Origin of the sequence: Citrobacter sp. 50677481 (assembly GCF_001463265.1) — a bacterium.
GTDB lineage: Bacteria > Pseudomonadota > Gammaproteobacteria > Enterobacterales > Enterobacteriaceae > Citrobacter_A > Citrobacter_A sedlakii.
This window is the reverse complement of sequence record NZ_LNHZ01000079.1, coordinates 21,292-47,543: the sequence shown is the minus strand read 5'-3', so window position 1 is coordinate 47,543 and position 26,252 is coordinate 21,292. Positions and strand designations below refer to the sequence as shown.

At 51.2% G+C, this 26,252-nt stretch carries 21 protein-coding genes and 1 pseudogene; 19 read left to right on the top strand and 3 right to left on the bottom strand.

All coding sequences use genetic code 11. The features are described from left to right. Positions 1 to 48: 48 nt before the first annotated feature. Positions 49 to 582, top strand: coding sequence for a lipocalin family protein (locus tag APU02_RS24120; RefSeq protein WP_001221666.1), 534 nt, complete (start codon positions 49 to 51; stop codon positions 580 to 582). Here the strand turns inward: APU02_RS24120 and sugE are convergent. After that, positions 579 to 896 carry a quaternary ammonium compound efflux SMR transporter SugE gene (gene sugE, locus APU02_RS24115; RefSeq protein WP_000118520.1) on the bottom strand — a complete coding sequence of 106 codons (318 nt, stop codon included), beginning with the start codon at positions 894 to 896 and terminating at the stop codon, positions 579 to 581. The genes APU02_RS24120 and sugE overlap by 4 nt on opposite strands. Before the next feature lie 256 nt (positions 897 to 1,152). On the opposite strand from sugE, the pseudogene APU02_RS27170 reads away from it, so the two are divergent. The 10 genes and pseudogenes from APU02_RS27170 to traN all read left to right on the top strand — a co-directional run. After that, positions 1,153 to 1,518, top strand: a pseudogene (locus APU02_RS27170) (LuxR family transcriptional regulator); the annotation flags it as partial. A gap of 105 nt (positions 1,519 to 1,623) precedes the next feature. After that, complete coding sequence (locus tag APU02_RS24110) at positions 1,624 to 7,110, top strand: Ig-like domain-containing protein (protein ID WP_000606835.1); 5,487 nt, start codon at positions 1,624 to 1,626, stop codon at positions 7,108 to 7,110. A 148-nt stretch (positions 7,111 to 7,258) separates the two neighbouring features. Continuing rightward, positions 7,259 to 7,966: a DsbC family protein gene (locus APU02_RS24105; protein ID WP_001259346.1), complete on the top strand. Its 708-nt coding sequence runs from the start codon at positions 7,259 to 7,261 to the stop codon at positions 7,964 to 7,966. Next, positions 7,963 to 10,410 carry a type IV secretion system protein TraC gene (gene traC, locus APU02_RS24100; RefSeq protein ID WP_000637384.1) on the top strand — a complete coding sequence of 816 codons (2,448 nt, stop codon included), beginning with the start codon at positions 7,963 to 7,965 and terminating at the stop codon, positions 10,408 to 10,410. Before APU02_RS24105 ends, traC begins: the two co-directional genes overlap by 4 nt. A gap of 14 nt (positions 10,411 to 10,424) precedes the next feature. Beyond that, positions 10,425 to 10,742: a hypothetical protein gene (locus APU02_RS24095; protein WP_000351984.1), complete on the top strand. Its 318-nt coding sequence runs from the start codon at positions 10,425 to 10,427 to the stop codon at positions 10,740 to 10,742. Then, positions 10,739 to 11,269 carry a S26 family signal peptidase gene (locus tag APU02_RS24090; protein WP_001010740.1) on the top strand — a complete coding sequence of 177 codons (531 nt, stop codon included), beginning with the start codon at positions 10,739 to 10,741 and terminating at the stop codon, positions 11,267 to 11,269. Before APU02_RS24095 ends, APU02_RS24090 begins: the two co-directional genes overlap by 4 nt. Next, entirely contained in the window at positions 11,232 to 12,497 is a 1,266-nt protein-coding gene (locus APU02_RS24085; RefSeq protein ID WP_001447719.1) for a TrbC family F-type conjugative pilus assembly protein, read from the top strand. The genes APU02_RS24090 and APU02_RS24085 overlap by 38 nt, the downstream gene beginning before the upstream one ends. Then, positions 12,494 to 13,165 (top strand): EAL domain-containing protein, encoded by a 672-nt coding sequence (locus APU02_RS24080; RefSeq protein WP_000575345.1) that lies wholly within the window; start codon positions 12,494 to 12,496, stop codon positions 13,163 to 13,165. The genes APU02_RS24085 and APU02_RS24080 overlap by 4 nt, the downstream gene beginning before the upstream one ends. After that, a complete protein-coding gene (locus APU02_RS24075; RefSeq protein WP_005507569.1) occupies positions 13,165 to 14,169 on the top strand; it encodes a TraU family protein in 1,005 nt (334 codons plus the stop codon). The genes APU02_RS24080 and APU02_RS24075 overlap by 1 nt, the downstream gene beginning before the upstream one ends. Before the next feature lie 115 nt (positions 14,170 to 14,284). Beyond that, positions 14,285 to 17,080, top strand: coding sequence for a conjugal transfer mating pair stabilization protein TraN (gene traN, locus APU02_RS24070; protein WP_001256484.1), 2,796 nt, complete (start codon positions 14,285 to 14,287; stop codon positions 17,078 to 17,080). Between the two features lie 38 nt (positions 17,081 to 17,118). Here traN and APU02_RS24065 read toward each other — a convergent pair whose 3' ends face one another. Further along, positions 17,119 to 17,979, bottom strand: coding sequence for a hypothetical protein (locus APU02_RS24065; protein ID WP_000709517.1), 861 nt, complete (start codon positions 17,977 to 17,979; stop codon positions 17,119 to 17,121). 122 nt (positions 17,980 to 18,101) lie between these two features. Beyond that, complete coding sequence (locus tag APU02_RS24060; RefSeq protein ID WP_000796664.1) at positions 18,102 to 18,743, bottom strand: hypothetical protein; 642 nt, start codon at positions 18,741 to 18,743, stop codon at positions 18,102 to 18,104. A 294-nt stretch (positions 18,744 to 19,037) separates the two neighbouring features. On the opposite strand from APU02_RS24060, the gene APU02_RS24055 reads away from it, so the two are divergent. The 8 genes from APU02_RS24055 (at position 19,038) to APU02_RS24020 (ending at position 26,179) form a co-directional block, all read left to right on the top strand. Next, positions 19,038 to 19,358: a hypothetical protein gene (locus APU02_RS24055; RefSeq protein ID WP_000547566.1), complete on the top strand. Its 321-nt coding sequence runs from the start codon at positions 19,038 to 19,040 to the stop codon at positions 19,356 to 19,358. Positions 19,359 to 19,661: 303 nt separating this feature from the next. Next, positions 19,662 to 19,847 carry a hypothetical protein gene (locus tag APU02_RS24050; RefSeq protein WP_001186917.1) on the top strand — a complete coding sequence of 62 codons (186 nt, stop codon included), beginning with the start codon at positions 19,662 to 19,664 and terminating at the stop codon, positions 19,845 to 19,847. 219 nt (positions 19,848 to 20,066) lie between these two features. Continuing rightward, positions 20,067 to 21,035 (top strand): AAA family ATPase, encoded by a 969-nt coding sequence (locus tag APU02_RS24045; protein WP_000085160.1) that lies wholly within the window; start codon positions 20,067 to 20,069, stop codon positions 21,033 to 21,035. 10 nt (positions 21,036 to 21,045) lie between these two features. Continuing rightward, entirely contained in the window at positions 21,046 to 21,954 is a 909-nt protein-coding gene (locus tag APU02_RS24040; protein WP_000739139.1) for a hypothetical protein, read from the top strand. A gap of 60 nt (positions 21,955 to 22,014) precedes the next feature. Beyond that, on the top strand, positions 22,015 to 22,545 hold the full coding sequence (gene ssb / locus APU02_RS24035) for a single-stranded DNA-binding protein (protein WP_000987165.1): 531 nt from the start codon (positions 22,015 to 22,017) through the stop codon (positions 22,543 to 22,545). 94 nt (positions 22,546 to 22,639) lie between these two features. Then, on the top strand, positions 22,640 to 23,629 hold the full coding sequence (bet, locus tag APU02_RS24030; protein WP_001282585.1) for a phage recombination protein Bet: 990 nt from the start codon (positions 22,640 to 22,642) through the stop codon (positions 23,627 to 23,629). Between the two features lie 62 nt (positions 23,630 to 23,691). Beyond that, the gene (locus tag APU02_RS24025; RefSeq protein ID WP_000706865.1) at positions 23,692 to 24,702 is read left to right on the top strand and encodes a lambda-exonuclease family protein; all 1,011 of its coding nucleotides are present in this window, start codon (positions 23,692 to 23,694) and stop codon (positions 24,700 to 24,702) included. 199 nt (positions 24,703 to 24,901) lie between these two features. Beyond that, on the top strand, positions 24,902 to 26,179 hold the full coding sequence (locus APU02_RS24020; protein ID WP_000170087.1) for a DUF3150 domain-containing protein: 1,278 nt from the start codon (positions 24,902 to 24,904) through the stop codon (positions 26,177 to 26,179). Positions 26,180 to 26,252 lie beyond the last annotated feature (73 nt).

Genomic DNA, 26,252 nt, shown 5'->3' with positions numbered 1-26,252 from the left:
TTTCCTGTTGTCATCTACACTTAACAAAAATACAGCAAGGAAAATCCCATGCGCATTTTGCCCGTCGTTGCTGCAGTTACGGCTGCATTCCTGGTTGTCGCGTGTAGCTCCCCGACACCGCCGAAAGGCGTTACCGTGGTAAATAACTTTGATGCCAAACGCTATCTGGGAACCTGGTATGAAATTGCGCGCTTCGACCATCGTTTCGAGCGCGGATTGGATAAAGTGACCGCAACATACAGCTTGCGCGACGACGGCGGCATCAACGTTATTAACAAGGGCTATAACCCTGACAGGGAGATGTGGCAGAAAACGGAAGGGAAAGCCTATTTCACCGGCGACCCAAGCAGAGCCGCGCTTAAGGTTTCTTTTTTCGGCCCCTTCTATGGCGGGTATAACGTAATTGCACTCGACCGGGAATATCGTCACGCGCTGGTTTGTGGTCCGGATCGCGACTACCTGTGGATCCTTTCACGGACCCCTACTATTTCAGATGAAATGAAACAGCAAATGTTAGCCATCGCGACCCGGGAAGGGTTTGAAGTGAATAAACTGATTTGGGTGAAACAGCCTGGCGCTTAGTGAGTGCTCAGCTTCAGACCAATAATGCCAGCAACGATCAGCCCAAGGCTCAGCAAACGTGCCGGGCTGGCAGACTCACCCAGCAGCAAAATCCCTGTAATGGCCGCCCCAACAGCGCCAATACCGGTCCAGACCGCATAAGCGGTTCCTACAGGCAACGTGCGCATTGCCCAAGAGAGCATGGCGATACTGACGATCATCGCCGCAATAGTGATAATGCTTGGCGTAAGACGCGTAAAACCGTGGGTGTATTTCAGGCCAATCGCCCAGACAACTTCGAGCAAACCTGCAATTAATAAAACGATCCAGGACATATCAGGCTCCAGAACAATGGGGCCGTCCCCGGTGAAAGAAGCGTTTGCAGGTCGTCCTGCAAAGCTAATGTGTGAAATGGCATTTTTGCCCGGAAGAAAATGAATTTCAACCTTTTTATTCACCGCCTGCTAAAAGCAAGAATTAAGCATAATTAGCGGCGTAGTTCCCGCATTTGGCACTCATCGGAGTTCTCTATGATGAAGGGCTTTCTGAAACCAGAAAGTCGATTGCCCCTCTTCTGAATGCGAAACGTTTATGCTTAAAATTTTAGTGATTGACCGGTGCCACTTTACCCGCACAGGGATAGAGGCCTTGCTTAATCATTCTGGCAGGTTCAGCTCCTCATTTCTGGTATCAGGAATCAATAATCTCCTGTTAGCAAAAGAGCATATTTTGCAATGGAAACCGCATCTGGTGATCGCGGATTTATACAGTTTTATTAGCGAGACGCACTCCAGTCCGCCAATTAAACCTTTTTTTATGAGTTGTGGCGTCATCCCACTAATTTTACTGCAATCAGCAGACAGACAGCATGCACCCATCGTGCCCTCTCAATCCGTAGCCCATTCGGTCTTGACCAAGCACACCACGCTGAACACACTCTCCCACACAATTCAGGATTTCCTTATTTGCTCAAAAAGGGCACTTCCACAGCCCATGTTTATGCACTCCCTCCCGTAACCTCCAGCATTGGGTTCTTGTAACTCAAAACGAATGGAGAATGCGATGATCAATTTCAAGCCTAAAATTCCGGCGATGCTTGGGGCTCTGGCGGTTCTTACCGCTGGTGCTGCTCATGCAGAGCTGCTGGAATACACCTTTAAGGCTCCAGATGGTACGCAACGGTCTCTGACTCCGAATGCCAACTATGCCAACCCAACGGGCAATATCTCGTTTGCCTTGAGTGCCGGTATCGACCGAAAGGTAAAGATTTCGGTGCTTCGGTCGGATGGAACAGTGGTTTCGACAGCGACCAGCCACCTTCTTGGGGCTACTGATCGCATCACAGTGGGTGGAAAATCCTACTATGGTGCGGAACTTCAACTACCAGCTCCAGTTGGTGGGGCATACACTATCAGGGCGGAAATTCTTGCCTCTGATGGTTCTACAGTACAGACGGATGAATACCCTCTTACTGTCGATGTGACGCCGCCAACCTACTCTTCGCTTGCCCCGGTTTATAGTAACTATGGGCAGGTTACTAGCGGTGATGTTTGGAAACTGGGTCTAGGTGGCTCTGAGGATAATGCCTTTTTGCTGTCAGGAATCTCTGATGAGTCACCCATCAAAGGCGTCAAAGCAAAGCTGTATCGTCAAGACGGTTCACTCTACAAAGATGTATCCGTGAACTACGATGACGCTAACGGACAAGCTAGACAGTCTTTCCAATCTGGCTTTTTCCCAGCCTCTGACTTGGATGAAGTGTTTACACTTCAGTTTGAGATAAGCGATAGCGCTGGAAATAGCTATCTTTCACCTCGTCAAAAAGTGATGTTTGATAGCATAACCAATGCTCCGTCTGCACCTTTTGGTGTTTATGACCCTTCAAGTACAAACAACTTAGGCCCTGGATTAACCGGATTTGTTGCTTACACTGAGGGCATGACAGTTAAAACTAACCCAATCAAGTTAGCTTGGCGTGTTCCGCGTGATAACTGGCATGAGTATAGAGAAGGTGGGATAAATATGACCAATGCCTTGGGAGAGATGTCCAAGGTAGGAGAAGATGCCAGCTATGTTTATCTCGTCACAACCGCACCTTATGGCAATACCGACGGCAATTATTGGCGTTGGGTGAACTTCGGCCAGTGGGGGGGAGGCGGTATTGCTTATAACCTCACACTCTCTCCATCAGCGCCTAAAAGTCCCAGACTTTTGGGTGTGGACTACAATTACAGTGATATAGGATGGTCTAGTTTTTACCGCTACTGGGTGAACAATTCTGTTCTTCCTGTCACTGTTAGTAGTATCCGTGTCAAAGTTGAACCAAGGCCTTACGTTCAAACTGCCGTTCACAGGGGAAGCTGTGAAATTCCTGTTGGTCAAGATAGCTGCGTGATTGCAAATAGCTTCACAATGGCTAAAGGCACAACAGGGTACGTCCACGATAATGCGACAGTTTTCAATCCGGATAAATCTCTTCGCTCGAATCCTCTTTGGGCAGAGGTTAACTGGAACGATCAGCACTACCCTCAGCTAAGTCAGCAGTTCGATCAAAATAGCAAGGTATTTACCTTATTCGTTAACCAGCCAGGACGAGGCGCTTACTTTGATAGGCTGCGTCTGCGAAGTGCATGGATTGAAGATAGCAAAGGCAACAAGCTGTCTCCAACTGGTGGGTTAATAGCCAACAACTGGGAGAACTACACTTACCAGTGGGATCTTAAAACTCTCCCTGAGGGGCAATACAGTCTTGTTGCCGCAGCAGAGGAGATGCACGGGCCTTTAACGCGACAACCAATGTTCCAGATAACGTCTGATAGAACGCCACCAACCATGACACTCAGTGTGGCAGATGGAGCAGCTATCCAGACTCTAGATGATGTTGTTATTACCTTGGCTGATGCTATCGACCCTTCACCTAAATTGACCTCTATTGCCCTTGTAGGGGGGCCTGCCAATGACAAGGTGCAGTTGTCTTGGCGTGAGGAGTCGAAAGGTCGATTCCGCCTTGAGTACCCGGTAATGTTCCCTTCTTTGAAGGAAGGGGAATCTTACACGCTGACTGTTTCCGGTGAGGATGCACAAGGCAATGCGGTTCAAAAGGCTGTTGGCTTCGAGTACAAACCTCGTCAGGTAATGCTGGCGGATGGGATGGATGGCAAGGTCATGGTCCCCGCTGTCACTCATGAATTTGTTCATGCAGATGGCAAACGGATCATCGAAACCAAGCCGCTGACGCTCAGTGATGGTGCTGTCGTGACAGGTTCATACGACGTGTTTGCGACCCTACGTTCTGATGCGAAAGTACCGCTGGTGGTTAATGGGGTGCGTATCGAGCCAGGCCAGACAATGGGGATCATGAGCCAACATGATTTCGGTGCGTCAGGTGGTCGTTTGAGCATTCCGGTTAAACCTGCTGTTCCTGATGTGGTCGGCTCTTCCAGCCTTCTTGTCATGACCTCCGCGCCGAACTCACCCATCTTGGTTGTGGACATCAATACCTGGAAAGGGACGGCTAAGCTCTCTGCTGAATCATGGACAATTCGCCAGGTCATTGACCCAGTGAAAATCTATGCCCTGCCAGAGTCGGGTGTGCCTTGCCGGTTCACCACGAAAGAGGATGTGGCTATGGCCGCAGACCCAATTCGTGACCCGGTGTGTTTGCTCCAGTGGGACAGAACTCCAGATGAGGCTGAACAAACTACGCAGGACAACAACGGGATGAAAGTTGCTGGGCTGGTGGGGCAGGCTGTGAGCATTGGTGAACAACCTGTCGAATACAGCCTGTACCTGTTCAGTGGTGACGGTTCCAAGGTAAAAGTTGGGTCTGGCTCTCAGAACCTGACGGTAACTACTGCCTATGGCTCTGTTGGCTACACCCCGATTGATGACATTGCTCAGGTGAATCGCGTCATTGAAGATTTTGATGTGAACTTCAAGCAGAGCAAGGGGCCAGACTGTTCTATAACCCTCAGCGCAGACCGTGCGAAAAAAGAGGCCGCGAACAAGGCTGTTGGTAGTGCAAGCCGTGCCTGTCTGTTCGAGTGGCAGCAGATCCCCGATGGATTGGTCCAAGACCCGTTATCGGAATCACCTTCGCTCTCTGGTTCATTGGCCTCCAACGGCGTTCATCCACTGGGGTGGCGGGTAAGTATTTTCACCCGTAACGGCACTAGGGTGACGTTGAACGACGAGACTTTCAATGTCGAAGCGGTTGACCCACCAGCTCCGACCGTTGAACTAGCCTCCGACTACAACTTCAAAGACAACATCTACTTGGTGCCGATGACAGGTAACTACCTGGGTGATGCCATTATCAACTCTGAACGAGCTGATCTGGATATTGCCATATCGCGCAACTCGGATGTTCTTGAGTCTGAGACCTTCACTCCGGGATGGGGTGCCACCAATAAGGTGTATCGCCGCATCAATACCGATGAGCGAGCGTTGTGGGAGGAGACCACCTACAAGGTGAACGCGGCCTACAACAAGGTGCCTGATGTGAAGACTGAGGTTGTCTACCGGGCTATCTCTGCACCTTCTGACAGTATCCGTCCTATCGTTGAAGTTAAAGGTGATACCGCGATTGACACCCAGGCATTGCCGGTTAGGGTTCTCATCCGTGATCAGTACAAACCTGATGGTGACTATGACGCTAACACGATGGGGGTGTGGAAAGTACGCCTGATCCAGCAAAAGGCCTACAACGAGACGGTTGCGCTCACTGATTATGCGGAAGCATCGAACGGTGAAGCTCAGTTCTCAGTAGACCTGTCTGGTGTGGATACTTCCTCCGTCCGTATCGCTGCTGAGGCTGTTCTGGAAAGCCCTGTTGAGGGTTACAACCGCACAGAGTTGTCTATCAGACCTGCCTTCTTGACAGTGCTTCGCGGTGGTGCCATCGGTGCTGGCGTGGAGGCTCGCAAGTTGTCTGGTGAAGCTCCGTTCACTGCTGTGTTCAAGCTATCTTTGGACGACCGTCAGGATCTCCGGGCTACCGGCCAGGTTGTGTGGGAAACCAGTAAGGACGACGGTAAAACCTGGGAGCAGTTCATCCCAGAAGATCGATACAAGTATCAGCTTGTGAAGACCTTCGACAAGGGGGAGTACCAGGTTCGGGCCAAGGTGGTGAACGTCAACTCAGGTGCGGAAAAGTACACCGAAGCGGTCAGTGTTGTCGCTTACGACAAACCTGATATTGCTGTTATCGGCCCGACCACGTTGTTTGTCGGAAGTGAAGGCAAGTACACAGCGAACCTGACGTTGAACGATGAGCCAATCTCCGGTGGCAATGCCATTGTTGAGTGGTCTACTGACGGTGGCAAAACCTACGCGCAGACAGGGGATAGCATCACGCTTTCGAGCGATGAAGAAACCCGATACCGCCTGTGGGCTCGTGTGCGCTCTGCCACGGCACCGGCTGATGACGGCTATGCCTATGAAGTTGCGAAAACGGCGGTTGACTTCCGAGCAGTGAAGGCACCTCGTCCTTACGTGACAGGGCCGCGAGTTATTGAGACCGGTAAGAAGTATGTGTTCAAAGCCGAAACCAGCCTGCCTTACCGTGGGATGGACGTGAAGCTGAACGGGTTCTTCACGCTGCCTGATGGCTCGATTGTGCAGGGTGATACTGCTGAGTACGAACCCTCTGACACTGACCTCAATCAGGCTACTGTAGAAACGAAGTACACCACCTGGATCGAAGGATACCGAGATCAGGGTGCAGAGGCTTCGCATAGCCTACGCTCCCGCGTTTGGCAGTATGTATGGCCGAGCTTCGGAATGCAGGTTAGGAAGAACGCAGACGTGGCTCCTGCGACGATCACCGCGTCAGTGCGGCCAATTGCCTTCAACGGCAAGCTGGAAGAGCCGACCTACGAGTGGGAGTTGCCGGAAGGCGCTGTGATTCAGGATCAGCGGCAGGATATTGTCCGGTCCTTTGTGATCAATGAGCCGGGTGATTACAACATCAAGGTCACTGTCCGTGATGCTCGCGGCCATGAGACCGTGATCGAGCAACCGCTCAAGATCGGCCAGGCAGCGCCCTATGCCATTGACCTGCAATACTCTGGCTCGAACAAATACGAGCGTGAGCCTCTGGATGTGCTGTTGCGACCGTACATTTCTGGCGGCCACCCACGCGACCGTATTTCGACTCGTGTTTATTCGGTAGATGGTACACCGTTGGAAAGCAGTGGTTACTACGGCAGAGCAACTCTGGGCGCTGGTGAGCACAGCATCAAGCTGAAAATAACCTCAGAAATGGGGCATGAAGCTGAGGGCGAGGTGAACATCAATGTTGCAGAGAACAAGTTGCCTGCATGTAGCCTGAGCTCACGAGAGACCGTTGGGTCGTGGATCGTCTATGCGAACTGCGAAGATACCGATGGCCGCATGAAGTCCTACGAATGGACCATTGCCGGTGAGTTGCAGAGCATCAGCTCTGATCGAGTGACTATCAGCAAGGGCACCTATGAAACGATGCCGACCATCTCTCTGGTTGGGGTCGATGACTCTGGGGGCAAATCCGAAGCTGTTACCATGAACTAAGGTTCATTCCTCTCAAAGCCCGGTTCAGACCGGGCTTTTTTTTGTATCGCGCTGGAATTGTCCAAATTGGGCTATTACAGAGGCGAGTCTATTTCCATCCCCCGGATACACTGCCCAGCATCCAGTAATCCAATCTTAGGGGATAGACATGCGGACAAAATTACTTGGGGCGCTGATGGTGTTCGGGATTATTACCGGCACGGCTCATGCGTCATCGAAATTGGAAATCACCGATCCCAGAGCGGCGAAGATAGAGGACATTGTAGAGCTACCCATCAAAGGGGTTCGAGCCGTCCAAAGTGATGGGCAGATCATGTTCCTCTCTGAAAACGGACGATTTGTTATTTCAGGACAAATCTACGACCTGTGGAGCAAGAAGCCCCTCAACACGATGTCCCAAATGAGGGATGTAGCGGAGCGTATCCACTTCAAGAGCATGGGCATGGATGTGGACACGCTGAACACTGTGTCGATGGGGCGTGGTGACAAAGAGGTGGTGGTCTTTGTTGATCCTAGGTGCGCGGTTTGCCATCAGCTCATGGGTGATGCCAAATCGCTGGTGGATGATTACACCTTTAAATTTATCGTGATTCCAGCTCTGGGTGCTGAGTCCAACCGCCTGGCAAAAAACTTGTACTGCGCGAAAGACAAAACCCACGCGCTTGATGCGCTGATGAACAACACCCTGGGTTCCCTTCCTTCAAAAGAAACCTGCGACCCCGGCCAATACGACCAAACGCTGCTGACAGCTCATTTCATTGGGATTGAGGGCGTTCCGTTCGTTGTTGCTCCGGATGGTCGTGTCAGCAAAGGACGTCCGAAGAACCTGAAATCATGGTTGGAGAGTGCTGAATGATCGTAACCATCAAAAAGAAACTCGAAGAAACGTTGATCCCGGAGCACTTGCGAGCTGCCGGGATTATTCCTGTCCTGGCCTATGACGAAGACGATCATGTCTTCCTTATGGATGATCACAGTGCAGGCTTTGGTTTCATGTGTGAGCCCCTGTGTGGTGCCGATGAAAAAGTTCAGGAGCGAATGAACGGTTTCCTGAATCAGGAGTTCCCGTCGAAGACTACGCTCCAGTTTGTCCTGTTCCGCTCCCCGGACATCAATCAGGAGATGTACCGGATGATGGGTTTGCGTGATGGCTTCCGTCACGAGCTGCTGACATCTGTTATCAAGGAACGGATTAACTTCCTCCAGCACCACACGACAGATCGCATATTTGCCAAGACCAACAAAGGTATCTACGACAATGGCTTGATCCAAGACCTCAAGCTGTTCGTTACGTGCAAAGTCCCCATCAAGAACAATAACCCGACTGAAAGCGAACTCCAGCAGCTCGCACAGCTTCGCACGAAGGTCGAATCATCGCTTCAAACCGTTGGTCTGCGTCCTCGCACAATGACGGCGGTGAACTACATCCGGATCATGAGCACCATCCTGAATTGGGGGCCAGATGCTTCATGGCGACATGACTCTGTGGATTGGGAGATGGATAAGCCCATCTGCGAGCAAATCTTCGATTACGGCACCGACGTGGAAGTCAGCAAGAATGGCATCAGGCTGGGTGACTACCACGCGAAAGTCATGTCAGCGAAAAAGCTGCCTGACGTTTTCTACTTTGGTGATGCGTTGACCTATGCCGGGGATCTCAGCGGCGGCAATTCCAGCATCAAAGAAAACTACATGGTCGTGACCAATGTTTTTTTCCCTGAGGCAGAAAGCACGAAAAACACTCTGGAGCGCAAACGCCAGTTCACTGTAAACCAAGCCTACGGGCCGATGCTCAAATTCGTGCCGGTGCTGGCGGACAAGAAGGAGAGCTTCGACACTCTCTATGAGTCCATGAAAGAGGGGGCTAAGCCAGTCAAGATCACCTACTCGGTGGTTTTATTTGCTCCAACCAAAGAACGTGTTGAAGCGGCGGCGATGGCCGCACGAAACATCTGGCGTGAATCTCGGTTCGAGCTGATGGAGGACAAGTTCGTTGCTCTGCCGATGTTCCTCAACTGCCTGCCATTCTGTACCGACCGGGATGCAGTGCGAGACCTATTCCGCTACAAGACCATGACAACCGAGCAGGCTGCTGTGGTCCTGCCGGTGTTTGGGGAATGGAAGGGGACCGGGACCTATCATGCAGCGCTGATTTCCCGCAACGGCCAGCTCATGAGTCTGTCTCTTCACGACAGTAATACCAACAAGAACCTGGTGATCGCAGCCGAATCCGGCTCGGGTAAATCGTTCCTTACCAACGAACTGATTTTTTCCTACTTGTCCGAGGGGGCTCAGGTCTGGGTTATTGATGCCGGTAAGTCCTACCAGAAGTTGTCGGAAATGCTCAATGGCGACTTCGTTCACTTTGAAGAAGGAACGCACGTCTGCCTCAACCCGTTTGAGCTCATACAGAACTACGAGGACGAAGAAGACGCGATAGTCAGCCTCGTTTGTGCGATGGCTTCGGCTAAGGGCTTGCTGGATGAATGGCAAATCTCTGCGTTGAAACAGGTCCTTTCTCGCCTGTGGGAAGAGAAAGGTAAAGAGATGAAGGTTGACGACATCGCTGAGCGCTGCCTGGAAGAAGAAAATGACCAGCGCCTCAAGGATATTGGTCAGCAGCTCTACGCCTTTACGTCGCAGGGCAGCTACGGGAAATACTTCTCTCGCAAGAACAACGTCAGCTTCCAGAACCAGTTCACTGTACTGGAGCTCGATGAACTGCAAGGGCGTAAGCACTTGCGTCAGGTTGTACTACTCCAGCTTATTTACCAGATCCAGCAAGAAGTATTCCTGGGTGAACGTAACCGCAAGAAAGTCGTCATCGTGGATGAGGCCTGGGACCTGCTCAAAGAGGGCGAGGTCTCGGTCTTCATGGAACATGCCTACCGCAAATTCCGTAAGTACGGTGGCTCCGTTGTCATTGCAACGCAGTCCATCAACGACCTCTATGAGAACGCAGTGGGCCGCGCCATCGCGGAGAACTCGGCCAGCATGTACTTGCTCGGCCAAACCGAAGAAACCGTGGAATCTGTTAAACGTAGCGGTCGTCTGACCCTTTCAGAGGGCGGGTTCCACACCCTCAAAACGGTACACACCATCCAAGGCGTGTACTCAGAAATCTTTATCAAATCGAAGAGCGGTATGGGCGTCGGTCGCTTGATAGTGGGCGACTTCCAGAAGCTACTTTATTCGACCGATCCGGTGGACGTTAACGCCATCGACCAGTTTGTGAAACAAGGCATGAGCATACCTGAGGCAATCAAGGCCGTAATGCGAAGCCGTCGGCAGGCTGCATAACCAGGGAGACAGTAATGGACATTAAATCAATCGCAATCGCCGCCATTCTCGGTGCCGCTGGTGGCTTCGGCGGTAGCTACTACGTGATGAGCGAACAAACGGCAAGCATCCATCAGCGTTTGAATCAAACCCCGCCAGTGGTCGTGGTTGACTTCGCTAAAGTGGCGTCGGCGTATCCCGCTGGTGCCTCTCAGGAGGAAGTTGAAAGGCTGATGGTCAAGACCAATGACGCAATTTTGAAGTTGAAAGACGCAGGTTATTTGGTCCTTGACGCAAGTGCTGTCGTCGGGGCTCCAAGTGACGTGTACCTCCCTGATGAGGTGCTGAAATGAATTTTCCACTCAAGAAGTATTTCGTCAAAAAGGAATCCTGGAAGCGCTTCGGGGTTAAGGCAGGTGTGACACTAGTGGTTCTTTGGGCTGCTGGTGCGGCCTTTGCCAGCCGCTACCGTATTGGCATTGATCCACAACAGGAGAAGTGCCTGCCGGGTTACACCTTCTTCCTCATTGATCTGAACGACCAAACTCTGGAGAGGGGAGCGGTTTACGCCTTCCAAGCCAAGAACATGCAGCCTTTCTACAAGGACGGGACTCGCATGGTCAAAATCCTCACCGGTATGCCGGGGGATAAAGTCGAGATCAACGATAAGTGGAAGATCACCGTCAATGGTGATGTCGTCGGAGAGGGGCTCCAGCTCGCAGGGAAACTACATCTGCCAGAGAGCCACTTTTACGGCAAGACCACGCTGAAAGAGAACAACTACTGGTTTATGGGCAAAAGCCCATTCAGCTTCGACTCACGTTACTGGGGGACTGTGAAAAATGATCAGATCATTGGCCGCGCATATCCCCTGTTCTAAGAGCGTTCTGGTGGCGTTGATGTTCTCTGTGGCTGGCGGGGCATACGCTCAAGAGTCTCCGCTCACAGAGCAGGATAAGGCGCTTATTGAGCAAGGAAAGCAAATTGCCCAAAAGGCCCAGAAGATGGAAATGCCATCTCTGTTGCAAAACCAACACATGGACGAGGCTCAGGCCGAAGCCAAGGCATTTTTCAAGCAGCTCCAAACTACTAACCCAACGCTCAAGGAGATGCACCGGAAACAGGCTGAAAAGGGTATCTACTCTGACCATCGGATACTGGTTTTCGCCTCGTTGTCTCTTGGCGAACAGGGGTTAGATGACGTCCTAACGGCGGTGTCAGGCCAGCCTGATTCTGTAATTGTGTTCCGTGGCATCCCGGAAGGAATGAACTTGGGGCAGGGAGTTAAAGCTATTCAGGCGCTCGCGGCCAAAAAAGACCCAGTGCCGAACATCATCATCAACCCTACGTTGTTCAAAACGTACAACATCACAGCCGTTCCCACGATTGTGATGCTGGAGGATGAGCCGCTGCCTGGCGAACAACCAAACGTCGTCGCCCAGGTCTCCGGGTTGTCCGACCCGGTATGGTTGGCTCGGGAAGTGGATAACGGAGAAAAAGGCGATCTCGGCGTTAAGGGGCCGGTGGAGAAAATCAGTGAGCCAGACCTTATTGATGTTGCCAAGAAACGCCTTGCCAATATCGACTGGGAAGAGAAGAAGAAACAGGCTATAGAGCGCTTCTGGACCAAGCAGAATTTCAATGAGCTGCCAAGAGCGCCAAAATCTCGAACACGAGAAATTGACCCTAGCGTCATGATCACCAGTGACATCAGCACTCCGGATGGCACTGTGTTCGCTCACGCGGGTGACGTGATCAACCCATTGTGCGATCCGAAGGAAGTTTGCAAGCCTGGAACGCGGCCATTTACCCAAGCGGTCGTAGTTTTCGACCCGCTGGACAAAAAGCAAATGGAACTACTCGCCAAGAAGCTGCCTGAAATCAAGCTGGAGCCTGGCGTACAACGGATCACCTATATCGCCACAGAGTTCGACAAAGACAAAGGCTGGGATTCCTACAAGAGTGTCACCGACAACTTTGACGCGCCGGTATATCTGCTGACGCCAGATCTGATTACCCGGTTCGAGCTGGAGCACACACCGAGCGTCATTACTGCCAGAGGCAAGAAGTTTGTTGTCCGCGAACTTGCTGAGGAGGGCGGTGAATGATTTTTGCCCCGGCTTTCCAACCAATTAAAGACGTCGGCACAGGTTCGTTTGTCGCTGCTGAGGTACTGGCTCGTTGGTACGACGAAGGCCGGGTTCTTACACCATCCTCTCTGTCATCTCCTCCTTATTGGGGACTGGTGGATATGGAGATGGCACGGTTCATTCAGGACAACCTTCATTATTGCTTGGATCTGTACCCGGCTCTCTTTCTGAATGTCTCCGAACAAACTTTGCAATCAGACGTCATCTTCAAGGCGTGGTGTAGGGTTGTCCGCGACATTGCTAAAAATCACTCATCACGGCTTGTCATCGAGATTACAGAGGGCATTCAGGACGCCTCTCTCGCATCGAGATGGGAGGCTCTGACCGAAATAGGGGTTGAGCTGGCGCTGGATGACTATGGAGACAAAAACTCTTCTCTGGATCGCCTGAGCCGTTATGACTGGCACTATTGCAAGTTTGACGCGAGAAGACTGCGGTCGCTTGAAGACTACCCGGCCATCCTCCACTGCCGCCGAAAAGGCATACAGCTCATTGCTGAGCAGGTGGAGAGCTTCCCATTGGGGGAGAGCGCCAAATTACTTGGACTGTCATGGCAACAAGGTTTCTATCACGGGAAGCCTGCTGTCATGGAGAAAAATTTGAATTACGTAAAGGCCTTACCATGATGCAAAAAATTCTACGGATCATGGCCGTTAGCGCGGTCTTTTGGGTTGGTTCGGTATCGGCTGACCCTGGGTGCCAGAATGCGGAAGTGATCGGCGGAAAACTGATTACTGACATCTGCTGGAGCTGTATTTTCCCTATCAAAGTAGCAGGGGTTCCTATAAGTGGTGGAGGCGGATCATTCCCGAGTGAAGCCGTAAGCAACCCTCTGTGTATGTGCGAGGATAATCTAGGGGTCCCTCGGCCTGGAGTCACCACTTCTATGTGGGAGCCAGCACGGCTCGTTGAATTTCAGAGAGTGCCTGGCTGCTCATCAGTCTTGAATGGTGTCAGGTTCCCGTTTGATAGGACTAACCAAGGGCATCATGGCATGGGAGACATGGATGGTGGTGATGGTTCTTTTATGCACTATCACTACTATGCGTTTCCTCTGTTGGTGATGCTCGATTTATTTATTAAGCAGACCTGTAATGCTGATGGGTATATGGATCTCGACATCATGTACATGTCGGAGCTCGACCCGACCTGGAACAATGATGAGCTCGCTTTTTTTACCAATCCAGAGGCGGCGGCAGTAGCAAACCCAATTGCGGCGGCTGCGTGTACTGCTGATGCTGTCTCATCAACCGCTGGAAAACCTTTAAAACAGCTTTTCTGGTGTGCTGGTTCATGGGGCACCCTGTATCCATTTAGTGGCAACCAGAATGGTGGAAAAGGTGTTATCCGCGATAGCAGTCTTCTTAGCACAAGGGTTCTGGCTGCTTTGCATCGCCGGGGGTTAGCGTGGAAGACAATGGGTTCTGAGGCTATGTGTAGAGGCGTTATTAGCCCAACACTACCCAAAACGCAGTACAAATTCACGCTATTGCATCCGGTTCCAGAGACAAACTCATCTCACGTAATTGGCGAATCCACTCTTACGTGGGGTCTGGCGCGAACTATACCGGCAATTGGGCAAGACCCTATTTACACCATCTGGCGATGGAATGATTGCTGTAACAATTGAGCAGACCCTAACGAATTTGCACGGGCATTTTAGATTATGCCCCAAAAGGGCCACTACACGTACAGGTGGCCCTTGTCTTCTCAGATAGCATGGGAAGGTTGAAATGGAGAACACAATGCGAAGTCATAATTACTTTATGAAAGCTGTGGCCTCGCTGTTGACAGTAACCATGTCTGCGCTGCCGATACATTCCTACGCTAACGGTAGCCAAGACCAGGACATCACAGCGGTGGGTAAAGAGGCCCAGGCTTTCGGACAAAACCTCTCAAACTCATTCAAGTCGAGCTCGGGGACTGTGCAAGATGGCACAATCTCTATGCCGACGTTGAAAGACGGTCAATTCCAAATGAACGGGGGGAGTCAGATTAATGTCAATGATCTATTCCCCGGAACGAGCGGGACCAACAATAAACCTGATAGTTATTACTTCCCTGATGCCAATAAACCTGATGTGGGCGGTCTGCAAGGCATTTACGACTCTGGCGATGACATGGACAGCGTGGGGAATAATGCAAAAGGGTCGCTGTGGAGTGATGCCAATAGTGCTAATCCATCAATCTCTGGTGCGGCATACAAGGTTCTTCTCGATGCCTCTAATCGATCACGCCCTGATTTCAGTAATGACCCGGTACTAAATCTAAGCAAAAAGACCTATGAGGATATGGACCTCATCGCAGGTGGCTTTGGGGATTGTTCTGCCGAAACAACCATCAATCAGAATACTATCAACGCCCACATTCCAGAGTATGAACGGTGTCAGCGTGTTGTAGATCAAAGCGCGGACTGTGAGGTTGTCCATGACTACGACGCCTCTGTGGTGAAGCACTATGATGGTCCATATAACCTCAAATCTTGTGGAGAAGGCTGTACTGAGTTGTGGATTGGTCGAGTGGGGGACAACTACTGGAGTGGTAACTGCAAGATTTATGAGGAGTACACGCGGGTCCAAGTCAGCAATCCAGATGCCATAGTGTCTGCAACGCTTGAATACGCCAAGTGGGATGACTACATGCAAGTGTGGGTCGGTAAGTCCGGCCAAGAGACTAAAGTGTGGTCTGGCCCAGATGGCAACTTCCCTCCAGAAACAGCCGGTAGATGTGAGCTCTCCACGAGTTGGGAGCGAAACCCTAATGTTGATGTCACTCCCTATTTTAAGAACGTGAAAGATGGTGATGTTGTTACGTTTAAGATCCGCGTTTCAGTAAGTGGCGAAGGTGAGGGTTTTGGCCGCATAAAACTCCGCTATGACCCATCGAAAGCCATTACCAAGGATGAGTGGGCTCCACAGAGCTGCATGGATTCAGCCAAAGGGGTGGTAGATGGTTTTGCGGAAGGCGAGATCACATGTATAGATGACCCGACTGATGCTACTGGCTGCACAGTCATCAATGGGATCAAAGTTTGCGAATCTCAACTCAAGCCGTCACCTTTGCCTGGTATTCCAAAACTATGCAAAAAGGTTCGAGTTAAAGCTGACTATGACTTCTATAAGGGGCAAATGGACTGCTGGACAGACCCTCAAGGTGAAACGCACTGTCCGGTAAACACGGGCGGGAATCTCGATAGCTGTCAGAAATATGAAGAAAACCCTCAGTGCGGCTTCATCAGTTCCAAATGTGTTGATGGTGCTCAGGGAAGTTCTGGTACGTGCTACGTCCACGAGGATACTTATGACTGTGGTACAGATGTTTCTGTTCCGACCTTGGAAAAGGAAACTGAGTACCAGTGCGGTGGGCCTATACGCTGCATGGGAGATGACTGCCTTGATTTGACCAAAACACAAAGCACTGATTTTGCTCGCGCTACTGCGTTGCTCAATGCAGCCCAATTCATGACGCAGGATATGAGCTGCACAGGCCAAGATGGGGATGACAATCCTACCGGGGATGAAAACGTTATTTGCTCTGCTTTTGCAGGGGAAGCTGGCGAATGCAAGATAGCTGTTGGGGGAGTTTCTGATTGCTGTGAAAAGCCAACCAATATATCTCTTGCCGATTATCTGAACCTAATAATGGCCGTTCCAAAGCTCGATGGCGCAGTGATGGGGCTGACTGATGGTAATGCGCTTAAAGGTGCTTATCAGGTACTTAGGGAACCTGCCCTTCAAGGGTGGACAGAAGTCACAAAACCGTTCACAAGTTATATAGAGAACGTTTCAGGTGCTGTTGATTCGTTCTTCCAGCCTGTAGAGCAGTTTGTTGATCAACTCATTGACCAGCTCAAAGAGCAAGTCAAAGAAGTGATGATGGATGTCATGAAATCAGCAGGCCAAGATGCAGCAACAGAGCAGGCGGCTGCCGCAGCATCTGAACAAGCTGCCGAAGCAATGATGGAGACTGCGACAACATGGCTTAGCACTGCCATGACGATATATACCGTCTATGTCGTTGCGATGGTGATGATCCAGATGATTTATAAGTGCGAGGAAGAAGAGTTCACTATGAACGCAAAAAGAGCGCTCAAGAATTGCACCTATGTAGGCTCTTATTGTAAATCTAAGGTGTTGGGCGCTTGTATTGAAAAAAGAGAAGCGTATTGCTGCTTCAATTCTCCGCTCTCTCGTATTATACAAGAACAGGTTCGCCCTCAATTGGGGCAGAACTTTGGAGACCCCAAAAATCCTCAGTGTGAAGGGATTCCACTAGATAAAATTGCCGAAATTGATTGGAGCAAAATTAATTTGGATGAGTGGCTTGGGATATTACAGCAGAACGGTAAATTCCCTGATCCGGCCTCAATAAATCTCGACTCGCTGACTGGAGCAGGGAATGACTTCAATATTGACGGGACGCGGAAGAATGCTCAGGAAAGGGCGTTGGAGCGGTTGGAAGGGATTGATATTGACGCGAAGCGAAAAGAGGCGACAAACAGCATAGACCCTCAAACAGGCGCGCCAACTGGTGGTGGATAAAAAAAGGGGCCTTTCGGCCCCTTTCTCATGTAGATTGATTACGCTTCTGGGTAAACAAATAACTCTGCTTTTCCCTGATCAAGAAGGTAAGGGAAAGCAACTTTTTCGCCATTATCCAGCTCAACCGATTTTGGAGCAAGGTAGAGGTAGGCCCAAGCTGGTAGCTGTTTGCTAATAGCTGCGTAGATCGCTTGCTGAGGAGCATGGCTTGCTGCCCCATTACCGACATTCACAAAGTTGTATGCGGTCTCATGGCCTGATGTGAAGGCATACGCTGTACCTTGAACGCCAGAGACAAAATTAGGAGCTGACCCTAGGCGAGGCTCCACGATTTTCACCTTAACGGAACACATGTCAGCTACCTTACTTTGTCCGTTCACCCACGTCGGGCAACCCCATTCATTCTTGTAGAACTGATAGGTTAGGCGACCGTCTTTGTCATACAGAAGCGTGAAATTGGCACCCAAATCAGTCAGCGCTGACTCAATGGAAACTTTCACATGTGAAAGAAATTTGGCCTGAGCGTCTGCCGGTGAAACTGCTTCGTTAGCAGGCATCCAAGCGATCAAGCTATTGCGAGCGCCATGCTGTTTGGGGCCGATAGCCCAGTTCGCAAGGTTGACCAAGCCACCTTGCCAGTCGGTCATTCCGAGCTGAGGGGACATGTAGCCAGACAGCACGTAGGCTGCCCCAAACGTTTTGGTGTCGGTCAGACGCTCCAGCTTGTCACGCGGAACAGAAGCGTCTTGGATGCCTGTTACCAGGCCACCGGCCTCCGCGATGTTGTAAGCGCGACTGTGATTGGTTTTGTACGCTGTGGGTTCGTAACTGCTGGTGGATGCACAGCCAGATAGAGCTGCTACAGCCAGAGCCACGGTGGTGATTAAAGCCTTTTTCATGTTGTTCTCCGTTCTTACCTGAGTTGAATCTGATTTACTTCGATAATATCACAGCATCAAAAAATGCAACCATAAAAGACAAAAAAAAGCCCCTCGGGCGAGGGGCAAAGGTTTGGGCTGGGTTATGCTGCTTTTGTTTTCTCGGCTTCGTCTGCGATTTCCTTGTCGCCGGTTGCAGATTCCGGAGCGGCTTCGGCCACTTCACCTTCTTTGCCTTTGCTGTGGGCGGAAATGCGAGCCCGTTTCTCGATGCCGATGATTCGACCGGCCAGCTTGATGAGGCGTTGCTGCCATTGGTAAGTGGCGTCGGTGCGCTGCTTGCTGGTCAGTACGGTGTTCAGCCAGAGAGTGTCAACGATCCCCATCAGGGTATCCAGTTTGCGGATCAGGTGTGCAAACTGAGCAACCTGAGGAGAGTTGATCTCGATGGTGTATTCATTCGGGTTGGTGTAGCCGGGCATCATGTCGATGCCGTTGTCTTCCATCAGCTTGTTGAGCTGGGCGGTAGCTTTGTCCAGGTCTTCGGAGACCTTGGAAATGTGTTCCAGGATGACGGTTTCAACCTGGTCGATTTCGTCCTGCTCACCGATGATGCGAAGGATCACGTCGATGGAGAACAGGGAGTTGGAAACTCGCTCAAAGCTGCGTTCCATGACGCGCTGAGCTTGGAGGCTGTTTACTTTCAGAACTTGCTTGAAAACAGGGCGAGAGTAGTGGTTGCTGCGGTCGTTGTTTGTGTCCAGTGCTACTTGTGCTTCTGCCATTAGAGATACTCCTAAATTTGAGGTACAGATAAACGCACTGGAAAGGATAAATGCGGTCAATCTGTAACCTGACCTCTCGAAGTGCCCAAAATGGACAGTTACAGCGTTTTCTGTTTAGCAAAGGTGAGCTATATTTGAATCATCTTAGTCGCTCTGCGGCTATAGGTGAGATAGCTGGTCTCCGAAAACAAACAGCATCTAGTCTTATGCCGTATGGCATTACTTAACCCCAAGCCGGGGGCTTCTCCCGGTTTTCGGGTGTTGCCCCTGTTTTTTTTACATAGGAGCAACACCATGCACATCATCACTTTCATTGTAGTTCTGCTTGCATCTCTGGGCGCACTGTACGTAGGCGCGAAGGCATTTGCTTTTTCCTTCATCGTTCTCGCTAAAGTGTTCCAGCGTATCGGTTTGTTCCTTTGGAACAAATTCGCAGTTCCTGCAATGCGGTCTGTACAGGCCGTCATCAAAGAACGTGCTGCCAAGGCTGAACAAGCCAAAGCAGTCGTTGAACCTGAGGTAACTCAAGTTCAAGAAGTCGCTAAACAAGAACCTGACTGGGATTATCTCGAAATCCCGACTTACCTTCGTAAGGGCAAGGAACTTGTTTGGTAATAACTGTCGCTGAGTAATCTTCGACACTTTCAAACCCATCGGGGCAACCATACCCCGACGGGGATGTTGCCCCTTTTTGCTTAGGAGCAACATCATGGAAATCGCTATCATCGCTTTGTGTATCCCTGCTGGTTGGGCAATCTCTCGTCCTTTCGTGAGAATCGCTGAATCGTTCGGTTACTGCTGATAGTCAACGCAAAGGGAGGGGGCAACCCCTCTCTTTCTGGTCAAGCCTCTGTGGCTTGTCCTCAAAGTCTTCTGGTGTCAGTTGGCTTTGACGACAAGCTACAGGGGGAATGTCGAATGCAACAGAATCTTCATGTTTACGACGATCACGCAGGCATCATCTATCTGGCTGATGGACGCGAGGTGAAATTTGATCCGAAACTGTATTCCAGCTCCTACCAGGCGCACAGTGAAGCAGTGAAGTGGGCCAAAGAAACCGGGGTCATTGGTCAAAACGACGATGTGGTGATGTTCGTCCATTGAGGGAGTAGCCTCCAGGAGAGGCTACTCTCCTCGCTCCTTAAAAGTCTTCTTACTCATGGTGAATACCATCAGTAAGCAGATTTTGTTCTCTTCGGAGAGCGAAAAGTGCGATAGCTGGTCGCCAAAAACAAACAGCAAATTAACGTTAATTTACTAGCCCAACCGGGCGCATCCGCCCGGTTCGGGACGTGGTGCGCCTGTCACAATAGGAGCGCACCTATGTCTCAATACTCTCAATTCTCAGTAAGCAAGGTTTTCGGTATGCCCAGCATTCCGGAGAAGGTAACGGCCATCGGCTACGCTGACGGTTCAAACCCTTTCATCCCTGCCACTGATACCAACTACGTTTTCCGCAAAGAGTTTCTGCGAGAGGTCTTGGCCTATCTCAAAGAGCCTGGCGGTGACGCATTGTTCGTAACCGGCCCTACCGGGTCTGGCAAAACCTCAGGTATCACCGAGATCGCTGGTCGTCTCAACTGGCCTGTTCAGCAAATCACTGCCCACGGGCGGATGGAGCTGACAGATCTGATTGGACATCACGCTCTGGTCGCGGAAAAGCCTGGTCAACCACCTGTCATGAAGTTCATGTATGGACCTCTGGCAGTCGCTATGCGTGAAGGTCATCTGCTCCTCATCAACGAGGTGGATTTGGCCGACCCTGCCGAGCTGGCTGGTCTCAACGATGTCCTTGAAGGGCGTCCCCTTGTGATCGCTCAGAATGGCGGGGAAATCATCAAGCCGCACCCGATGTTTCGTGTGGTCGTTACTGGTAACTCTACGGGGTCCGGTGATGCTTCTGGTTTGTACCAGGGGGTGATGATGCAGAACCTCGCAGCTATGGATCGCTATCGTTTCACCAAAGTAGGGTATGCGGATGAGGAAGCTGAACTCAGCATTCTTGGCCGTGCTACTCCGAAACTTCCGGAAAATGTGCGGAAGGGAATGGTTCGGATTGCTAATCAGGTCCGCAAACTGTTTCTTGGCGAAAACGGTGAAGATGGTCAGATCAGCGTCACCATGTCCACTCGGACGTTGGTGCGTTGGGCGAAACTGTCTCTAGCGTTCCGTGGTGCCCCAAATGCTCTTGAATACGCCTTGGATCAAGCTCTGCTTATCCGTGCGGCCAAAGAGGAGCGTGAAGCCATCCTGCGTGTTGCGAAGGATGTGTTCGGGGACCAATGGCGCTAAGAGGTGACGCATGAAGAAAAATGACTGTTTGTGCCGTCGTTACACTGCTAAAGAGTGGGGCAATGACGAAACCACAATAGAAGTCTTCATTGGCTACAAGTTGCTCCGGGAGCCCAGCTCCTCGGAGCCAGGCCAATTCACGATGGTCGAGCTACGCCGAACCGTCACTGATGGGAAAGCTGAAAATTGGTCTGAGACAAAGCTCGAAGGACCTTTTGAAGCTAACGGCCCAGACACGATCCCAATGTCCTACAAGGACAAAGAAAGCCAGTATGTGTCACAGTTTCTCAGCCAGGGGTACACCTTTCTGGATGAGGTGCTGGTAAACGCAGAGACACAGACGGTGCTGGAAGGGGGGAATGTTTCAGCCGGACAAACAGCCAGCTTGGGATCTCTCAACTGGCTGTTATCTCCGCCCTCTGAGTTACCTCCAGGTGACATAAACCTCTTCAAAGGTTTTGTTGCTGGGGTTTTTGCCAAAGGAGCCGGTTTAATCGGCTTTGAGGTTGCTCGGAGCGAAGGCTCAAATGACTTGCTACCCAGTGTGCTGATGCGTACTGACAGCGGTTATGAGCTTGGGGTTAGCACTGGACTAGGCGAAAACACTATCCATCCAGCTACGCTGGAAGGCGCTGGTGAACTCCGCCCGGAACATGGTCACAAACCCCTGCTGATGTTGGTTTACCTGCAACAGCGTTTCGCGGATGACTTTTCAAACGTAGAGAAGCCGCTGGTGGCATTCTGTGATGAACAGGGTGATACCTTCGACTACGAGCGTTTTGATTCACTAAAACCCCTCATTGAACGGTTTGGTTTCAGCTACGACGAAGTAAGAGCAGATGCAGAAAGGCTTGGCCTTGTATCTGAGCTGATTCGCCTGGCAGAGATCGACGCCGAACAAGAGGATCACTTTTTTTAACCCTTACGGGGGCTTGCTCCCCGAAAGGGGCGTTGGCCCTCTCCAAATAACTTGGAGGTCATGATGTCTAAAGGCGTCAACAAAGTAATTCTGGTCGGTAATCTCGGTTCTGACCCGGAAATTCGCTACATGCCAAGCGGCACTGCCGTTGCCAACTTCAACGTTGCAACAACGGATACGTGGCGCGATAAGCAGTCTGGCGAGCAAAGAGAGCATACTGAGTGGCACCGTATTGTGCTTAAAGGTCGTTTGGCGGAAGTCGCTGGTGAGTACCTGAAAAAGGGCTCCCAAGTCTATCTCGAAGGGAGCAACCGCACCCGGAAGTGGACTGACAGCCAACAAATCGAGCGCTACACCACCGAAGTACACTGCGTTGAAATGCAGATGCTTGGTGGTCGTGGAAATGCACCTCAGGACAACTCTCAACGTGCAGCGCCCCAAAAAGGGCAACGTACAGGAGCCGGTACGCAATCTGCTCCTGTGCAGCAATCAGCACCGCAAGGTGGTATGGGCGGAGGCTATGGTCCCGCTCCTGATGGCTGGGATGATGACATCCCGTTCATGCGGCTGCACCACTTGGCTGGCGGGTAACACCGCCAACTCTTACTAAACCCCACGGGGGCACTCATGCCCCGAGGGGGTCATGGTGTCCTCAAACCGTTCATTCGTGAATTGGAGAAACACCATGTCTGATAACAAATCTCTTGTAACCCGTATCGCAAGCCGGTTTGGCGTGGACACCCGAAAGTTCTATGAAACTTTGAAGGCGACCGCATTCAAGCAGCGAGATGGAAGTGCCCCGACCGATGAGCAGATGATGACGCTCCTGATCGTGGCTGAACAGTACGGTTTGAACCCTTTCACTCGGGAAATCTATGCGTTTCCTGACAAGCAAAATGGGATCATTCCGGTAGTAGGTGTTGATGGTTGGAGCCGCATCATCAACGAGCATCCCCAGTATGATGGCGTCGAGTTCGTGTATTCGGACAAGATGGTCAGAATGCAGGGGGCGAAAGTTGACTGCCCTGAGTGGATTGAATGCGTGATTTACCGTAAGGACAGATCTCGCCCTATCCGCATCAAGGAGTTCATTGATGAGGTGTACCGTGAACCGTTTCAGGGTCAAGGTCGCAATGGTGCTTACACTGTTGATGGCCCCTGGCAAACGCACACCAAGCGTCAACTCCGGCACAAGTCGCTGATCCAGTGTTCTCGTGTCGCATTTGGTTTCTCTGGTATTTATGACCAGGATGAAGCTGAACGCATCCGTGAAATGGAGCAGGCATCGGCCATTAACCCGGCTATTGCCAATCTCCCTTCACCATCTCAAGTTCAAAGCCAAGAGCCTTTGGCTATTGAGCACAAAGAGCTTGACCCGATCCTAACCAAACTCGCAAATCGCGCCATTGCTGAAAACGCATGGTCTGCGGCGCATGAGTATGTGAAGGGACGGTATGAAGGTTCGGAACTGCAATATGCGACTCAATTCCTTCGTGACAAGGAGATGGATCAAATGGAGCCTCCGAAACCTGACTACCAGGAAGCGCACGAGCAAGAGTCCGCCGCTGGTGGTTCTGCAAATGCTGAACCTGGTGCCGAAGAAATGCCGCCTTTGAGTGACGAGGACATGATCCCTGTTACAGAAGAGGAGGGCGCGGAAGGCAGTTACTACTAACCCCAACGGGGGGGACTCCCCCGCTGGGGGAGATCTCCCTCCTAACCATTGGAGAGAGGTCCATGAAAATAGTCAACCTATCGCAACGCGAGGAAGATTGGCTTGATTGGCGGCGTCAAGGTGTAACAGCCACTGACGCCGCTATCCTGCTCAATCGGTCTCCGTACAAAACACGATGGAGACTGTGGGCCGAGAAGACTGGGTATGCGCGTGAAGTCGATCTGAGTCTTAATCCGCTGGTTCGCCGGGGGATAGAAAACGAAGATGCTGCAAGACGCGCTTTCGAGGAGAAGTATGATGACATGCTGCTCCCCGCCTGTGTCGAATCGGTTCAATACCCGCTCATGAGGGCCTCCCTGGATGGCCTGAGAGATAACGGGGAGCCCGTCGAGCTGAAAAGCCCGAGTGCGACTGTCTGGGAAGATGTTTGTGCTGAGAAAGCAAACAGCAAGGCATACCAGCTTTATTACCCGCAGGTGCAACACCAGCTCCTGGTAACGGGGGCCAAGCAAGGCTGGTTAGTCTTCTACTTTGAAGGTCAGATTCAGGAGTTTCCAATACTCCGAGACGAAGCCATGATTCAAGAAATCTTGGCCGAGGCTAAAAAGTTCTGGCAACAGGTAGTAGACAAGAAGGAGCCCGACAAAGATCCAGAGAGAGACCTGTACATACCGCAAGGTGAAGAGGTCAACCGTTGGATTGCTGCTGCTGAGGAATACCGCCTCTATGATGCAGAGATTCAGGAGCTGAAACAGCGACTGTCTGAGCTTCAAGAAAGGCAAAAGCCTCATCTCGACACCATGAAGTCCCTCATGGGGGAATACTTCCATGCCGACTACTGCGGTGTGATGGTAACGAGATACAAAGCGGCTGGCCGGGTAGACTACAAAAAGCTGTTGGCTGATAAGGCGTCAGGCGTGAAGCCTGAGGATGTTGACCAGTACAGAGAGAAGTCATCAGAGCGGTGCCGTGTAACGGTTACTGGCTCTGTGAAGCCACGGTACATTGTTGATGAGGACGTGCTTGCTCCTCTTGATGATTTGCCGGAAGAAGTAGAGACGTTCTACTGGTGAGTGGGGGATTTTCCCCCGCTTTCCCTTGGGGATTCTGGGAGTCTCCAACGGAAAGCAAGATTTTGTTCTCTTCGGAGAGCGAAAAGTGCGATAGCTGGTCGCCAAAAACAAACAGCAAATTAACGTTAATTTACTAGCCCAACCGGGCGCATCCGCCCGGTTCGGGACGTGGTGCGCCCCCAACTTTTTGGAGTGCATCATGACTAAAGTGAACCATCTACAAAGCCTCTGTGTTATCCACGTAGACTTTGACATCTGGAGTGGACAAACCCGTTTGTCTGCATCTGATCTCAAGCTGGGCGAGGGTGGTGAAATTCCACCTGAGAAAGTAGCTCAACTGGGAAGTAAGAAGATCTGTGATCCGGCTAAGCTGAAAGGCTTTCATCGCCTGAAAACAGAAACTCGTCGCCTCCTGCTGAAATTCGGTATGCCGTTCATGAACGGATTTGCCGTACCCGTCAGCAAGACCGATGAAATCTGTAACAAGCTGAATGACATCAACTTTCAGTTTAACCAACTGAAACAGGATTTCATCAAAGGTTACAACAAAGCCGTGGATGAATGGTGTCAGGAGAACCCTGAGTATGAACGAGCTATCCGTGCCGGAGCCCTTCCAAAGGAAACGGTCGAGGAGCGGATTGGCTTTGAGTACCAGGTGTTCATGATCCAGCCTGTGAACGAAGATGAGGCCAACGCCAAACGCCTTAACCGCAAGGTTGAGCGCCTGGGTGACGATCTCATCTCCGAAGTGGTTCAGGAAGCGAATAAGTTCTATATGGAACGTTTGGCCGGTCGAGACCAATGTGCGGTCACTACTCGGCAGACACTCCGTAACATCCGCGACAAGGTGGATGGGCTTAGCTTCCTGAACAGCGCTTTTAACCCTCTGGTCAAGCTGCTCGACCAAACCCTCCGGGGATACGAGCAACATGCCGATGGCCGAAACATCGTTGCGCCTTTCTTTTATCAGGTCGTGGCCGCAGTGCTGATCATGAGCGAGAGGGACCGCATCGAGCAGTATGCCAATGGCTCGATTACTGTAGAGGGCATGGCTAATGACATTGGCGGTTCGGGAGCCCAGATGGGGGACCGTTCTAAAGATGAAAAGGCCGAACAGAAAAGCGATAAAGCCGGTGAGCTTATCCCTGCAACAGAGGGTGGCGAAACCAAGCAGCAACAGGTAGGTGGTACTGAATCTGTTCAATCAGAACAGACTAACAGCGGTGGTAACTCTGTTGACCTGGATGAAGACATCGACAACTTCTTCAAGAGTTTTGCAGAACGAGGCGAGGGTGAATCGGAAGATGAATCCAATGCCGGTGATGTGGTTCGAGAAGAGCGTGTTGATGTTGAGGATGAGCTGGTTTTGCCTGAGGAAACTCCGGTAGAGCAAGAGCCTGTCCAAGAGGAGACGACAGAGGAGCCTCTCAACCAGGAGCTGCCTAAAACTGACGACGATGGCGACTATTTCTTCTAATAGTCACTTCAACTAAACCGACCCGGAGGGGATAGCCATTCCCTCCAGGGGTGGACTATCTCCTTCCCTACCA

Excerpts from the sequence above, each read along its gene's own strand:
- APU02_RS24120 (WP_001221666.1), top strand. The coding sequence starts at position 49 with ATGCGCATTTTGCCCGTCGTTGCTGCAGTTACGGCTGCATTCCTGGTT.
- sugE (WP_000118520.1), bottom strand. The coding sequence starts at position 896 with ATGTCCTGGATCGTTTTATTAATTGCAGGTTTGCTCGAAGTTGTCTGG.
- APU02_RS24110 (WP_000606835.1), top strand. The coding sequence starts at position 1,624 with ATGATCAATTTCAAGCCTAAAATTCCGGCGATGCTTGGGGCTCTGGCG.
- APU02_RS24105 (WP_001259346.1), top strand. The coding sequence starts at position 7,259 with ATGCGGACAAAATTACTTGGGGCGCTGATGGTGTTCGGGATTATTACC.
- traC (WP_000637384.1), top strand. The coding sequence starts at position 7,963 with ATGATCGTAACCATCAAAAAGAAACTCGAAGAAACGTTGATCCCGGAG.
- APU02_RS24095 (WP_000351984.1), top strand. The coding sequence starts at position 10,425 with ATGGACATTAAATCAATCGCAATCGCCGCCATTCTCGGTGCCGCTGGT.
- APU02_RS24090 (WP_001010740.1), top strand. The coding sequence starts at position 10,739 with ATGAATTTTCCACTCAAGAAGTATTTCGTCAAAAAGGAATCCTGGAAG.
- APU02_RS24085 (WP_001447719.1), top strand. The coding sequence starts at position 11,232 with ATGATCAGATCATTGGCCGCGCATATCCCCTGTTCTAAGAGCGTTCTG.
- APU02_RS24080 (WP_000575345.1), top strand. The coding sequence starts at position 12,494 with ATGATTTTTGCCCCGGCTTTCCAACCAATTAAAGACGTCGGCACAGGT.
- APU02_RS24075 (WP_005507569.1), top strand. The coding sequence starts at position 13,165 with ATGCAAAAAATTCTACGGATCATGGCCGTTAGCGCGGTCTTTTGGGTT.
- traN (WP_001256484.1), top strand. The coding sequence starts at position 14,285 with ATGCGAAGTCATAATTACTTTATGAAAGCTGTGGCCTCGCTGTTGACA.
- APU02_RS24065 (WP_000709517.1), bottom strand. The coding sequence starts at position 17,979 with ATGAAAAAGGCTTTAATCACCACCGTGGCTCTGGCTGTAGCAGCTCTA.
- APU02_RS24060 (WP_000796664.1), bottom strand. The coding sequence starts at position 18,743 with ATGGCAGAAGCACAAGTAGCACTGGACACAAACAACGACCGCAGCAAC.
- APU02_RS24055 (WP_000547566.1), top strand. The coding sequence starts at position 19,038 with ATGCACATCATCACTTTCATTGTAGTTCTGCTTGCATCTCTGGGCGCA.
- APU02_RS24050 (WP_001186917.1), top strand. The coding sequence starts at position 19,662 with ATGCAACAGAATCTTCATGTTTACGACGATCACGCAGGCATCATCTAT.
- APU02_RS24045 (WP_000085160.1), top strand. The coding sequence starts at position 20,067 with ATGTCTCAATACTCTCAATTCTCAGTAAGCAAGGTTTTCGGTATGCCC.
- APU02_RS24040 (WP_000739139.1), top strand. The coding sequence starts at position 21,046 with ATGAAGAAAAATGACTGTTTGTGCCGTCGTTACACTGCTAAAGAGTGG.
- ssb (WP_000987165.1), top strand. The coding sequence starts at position 22,015 with ATGATGTCTAAAGGCGTCAACAAAGTAATTCTGGTCGGTAATCTCGGT.
- bet (WP_001282585.1), top strand. The coding sequence starts at position 22,640 with ATGTCTGATAACAAATCTCTTGTAACCCGTATCGCAAGCCGGTTTGGC.
- APU02_RS24025 (WP_000706865.1), top strand. The coding sequence starts at position 23,692 with ATGAAAATAGTCAACCTATCGCAACGCGAGGAAGATTGGCTTGATTGG.
- APU02_RS24020 (WP_000170087.1), top strand. The coding sequence starts at position 24,902 with ATGACTAAAGTGAACCATCTACAAAGCCTCTGTGTTATCCACGTAGAC.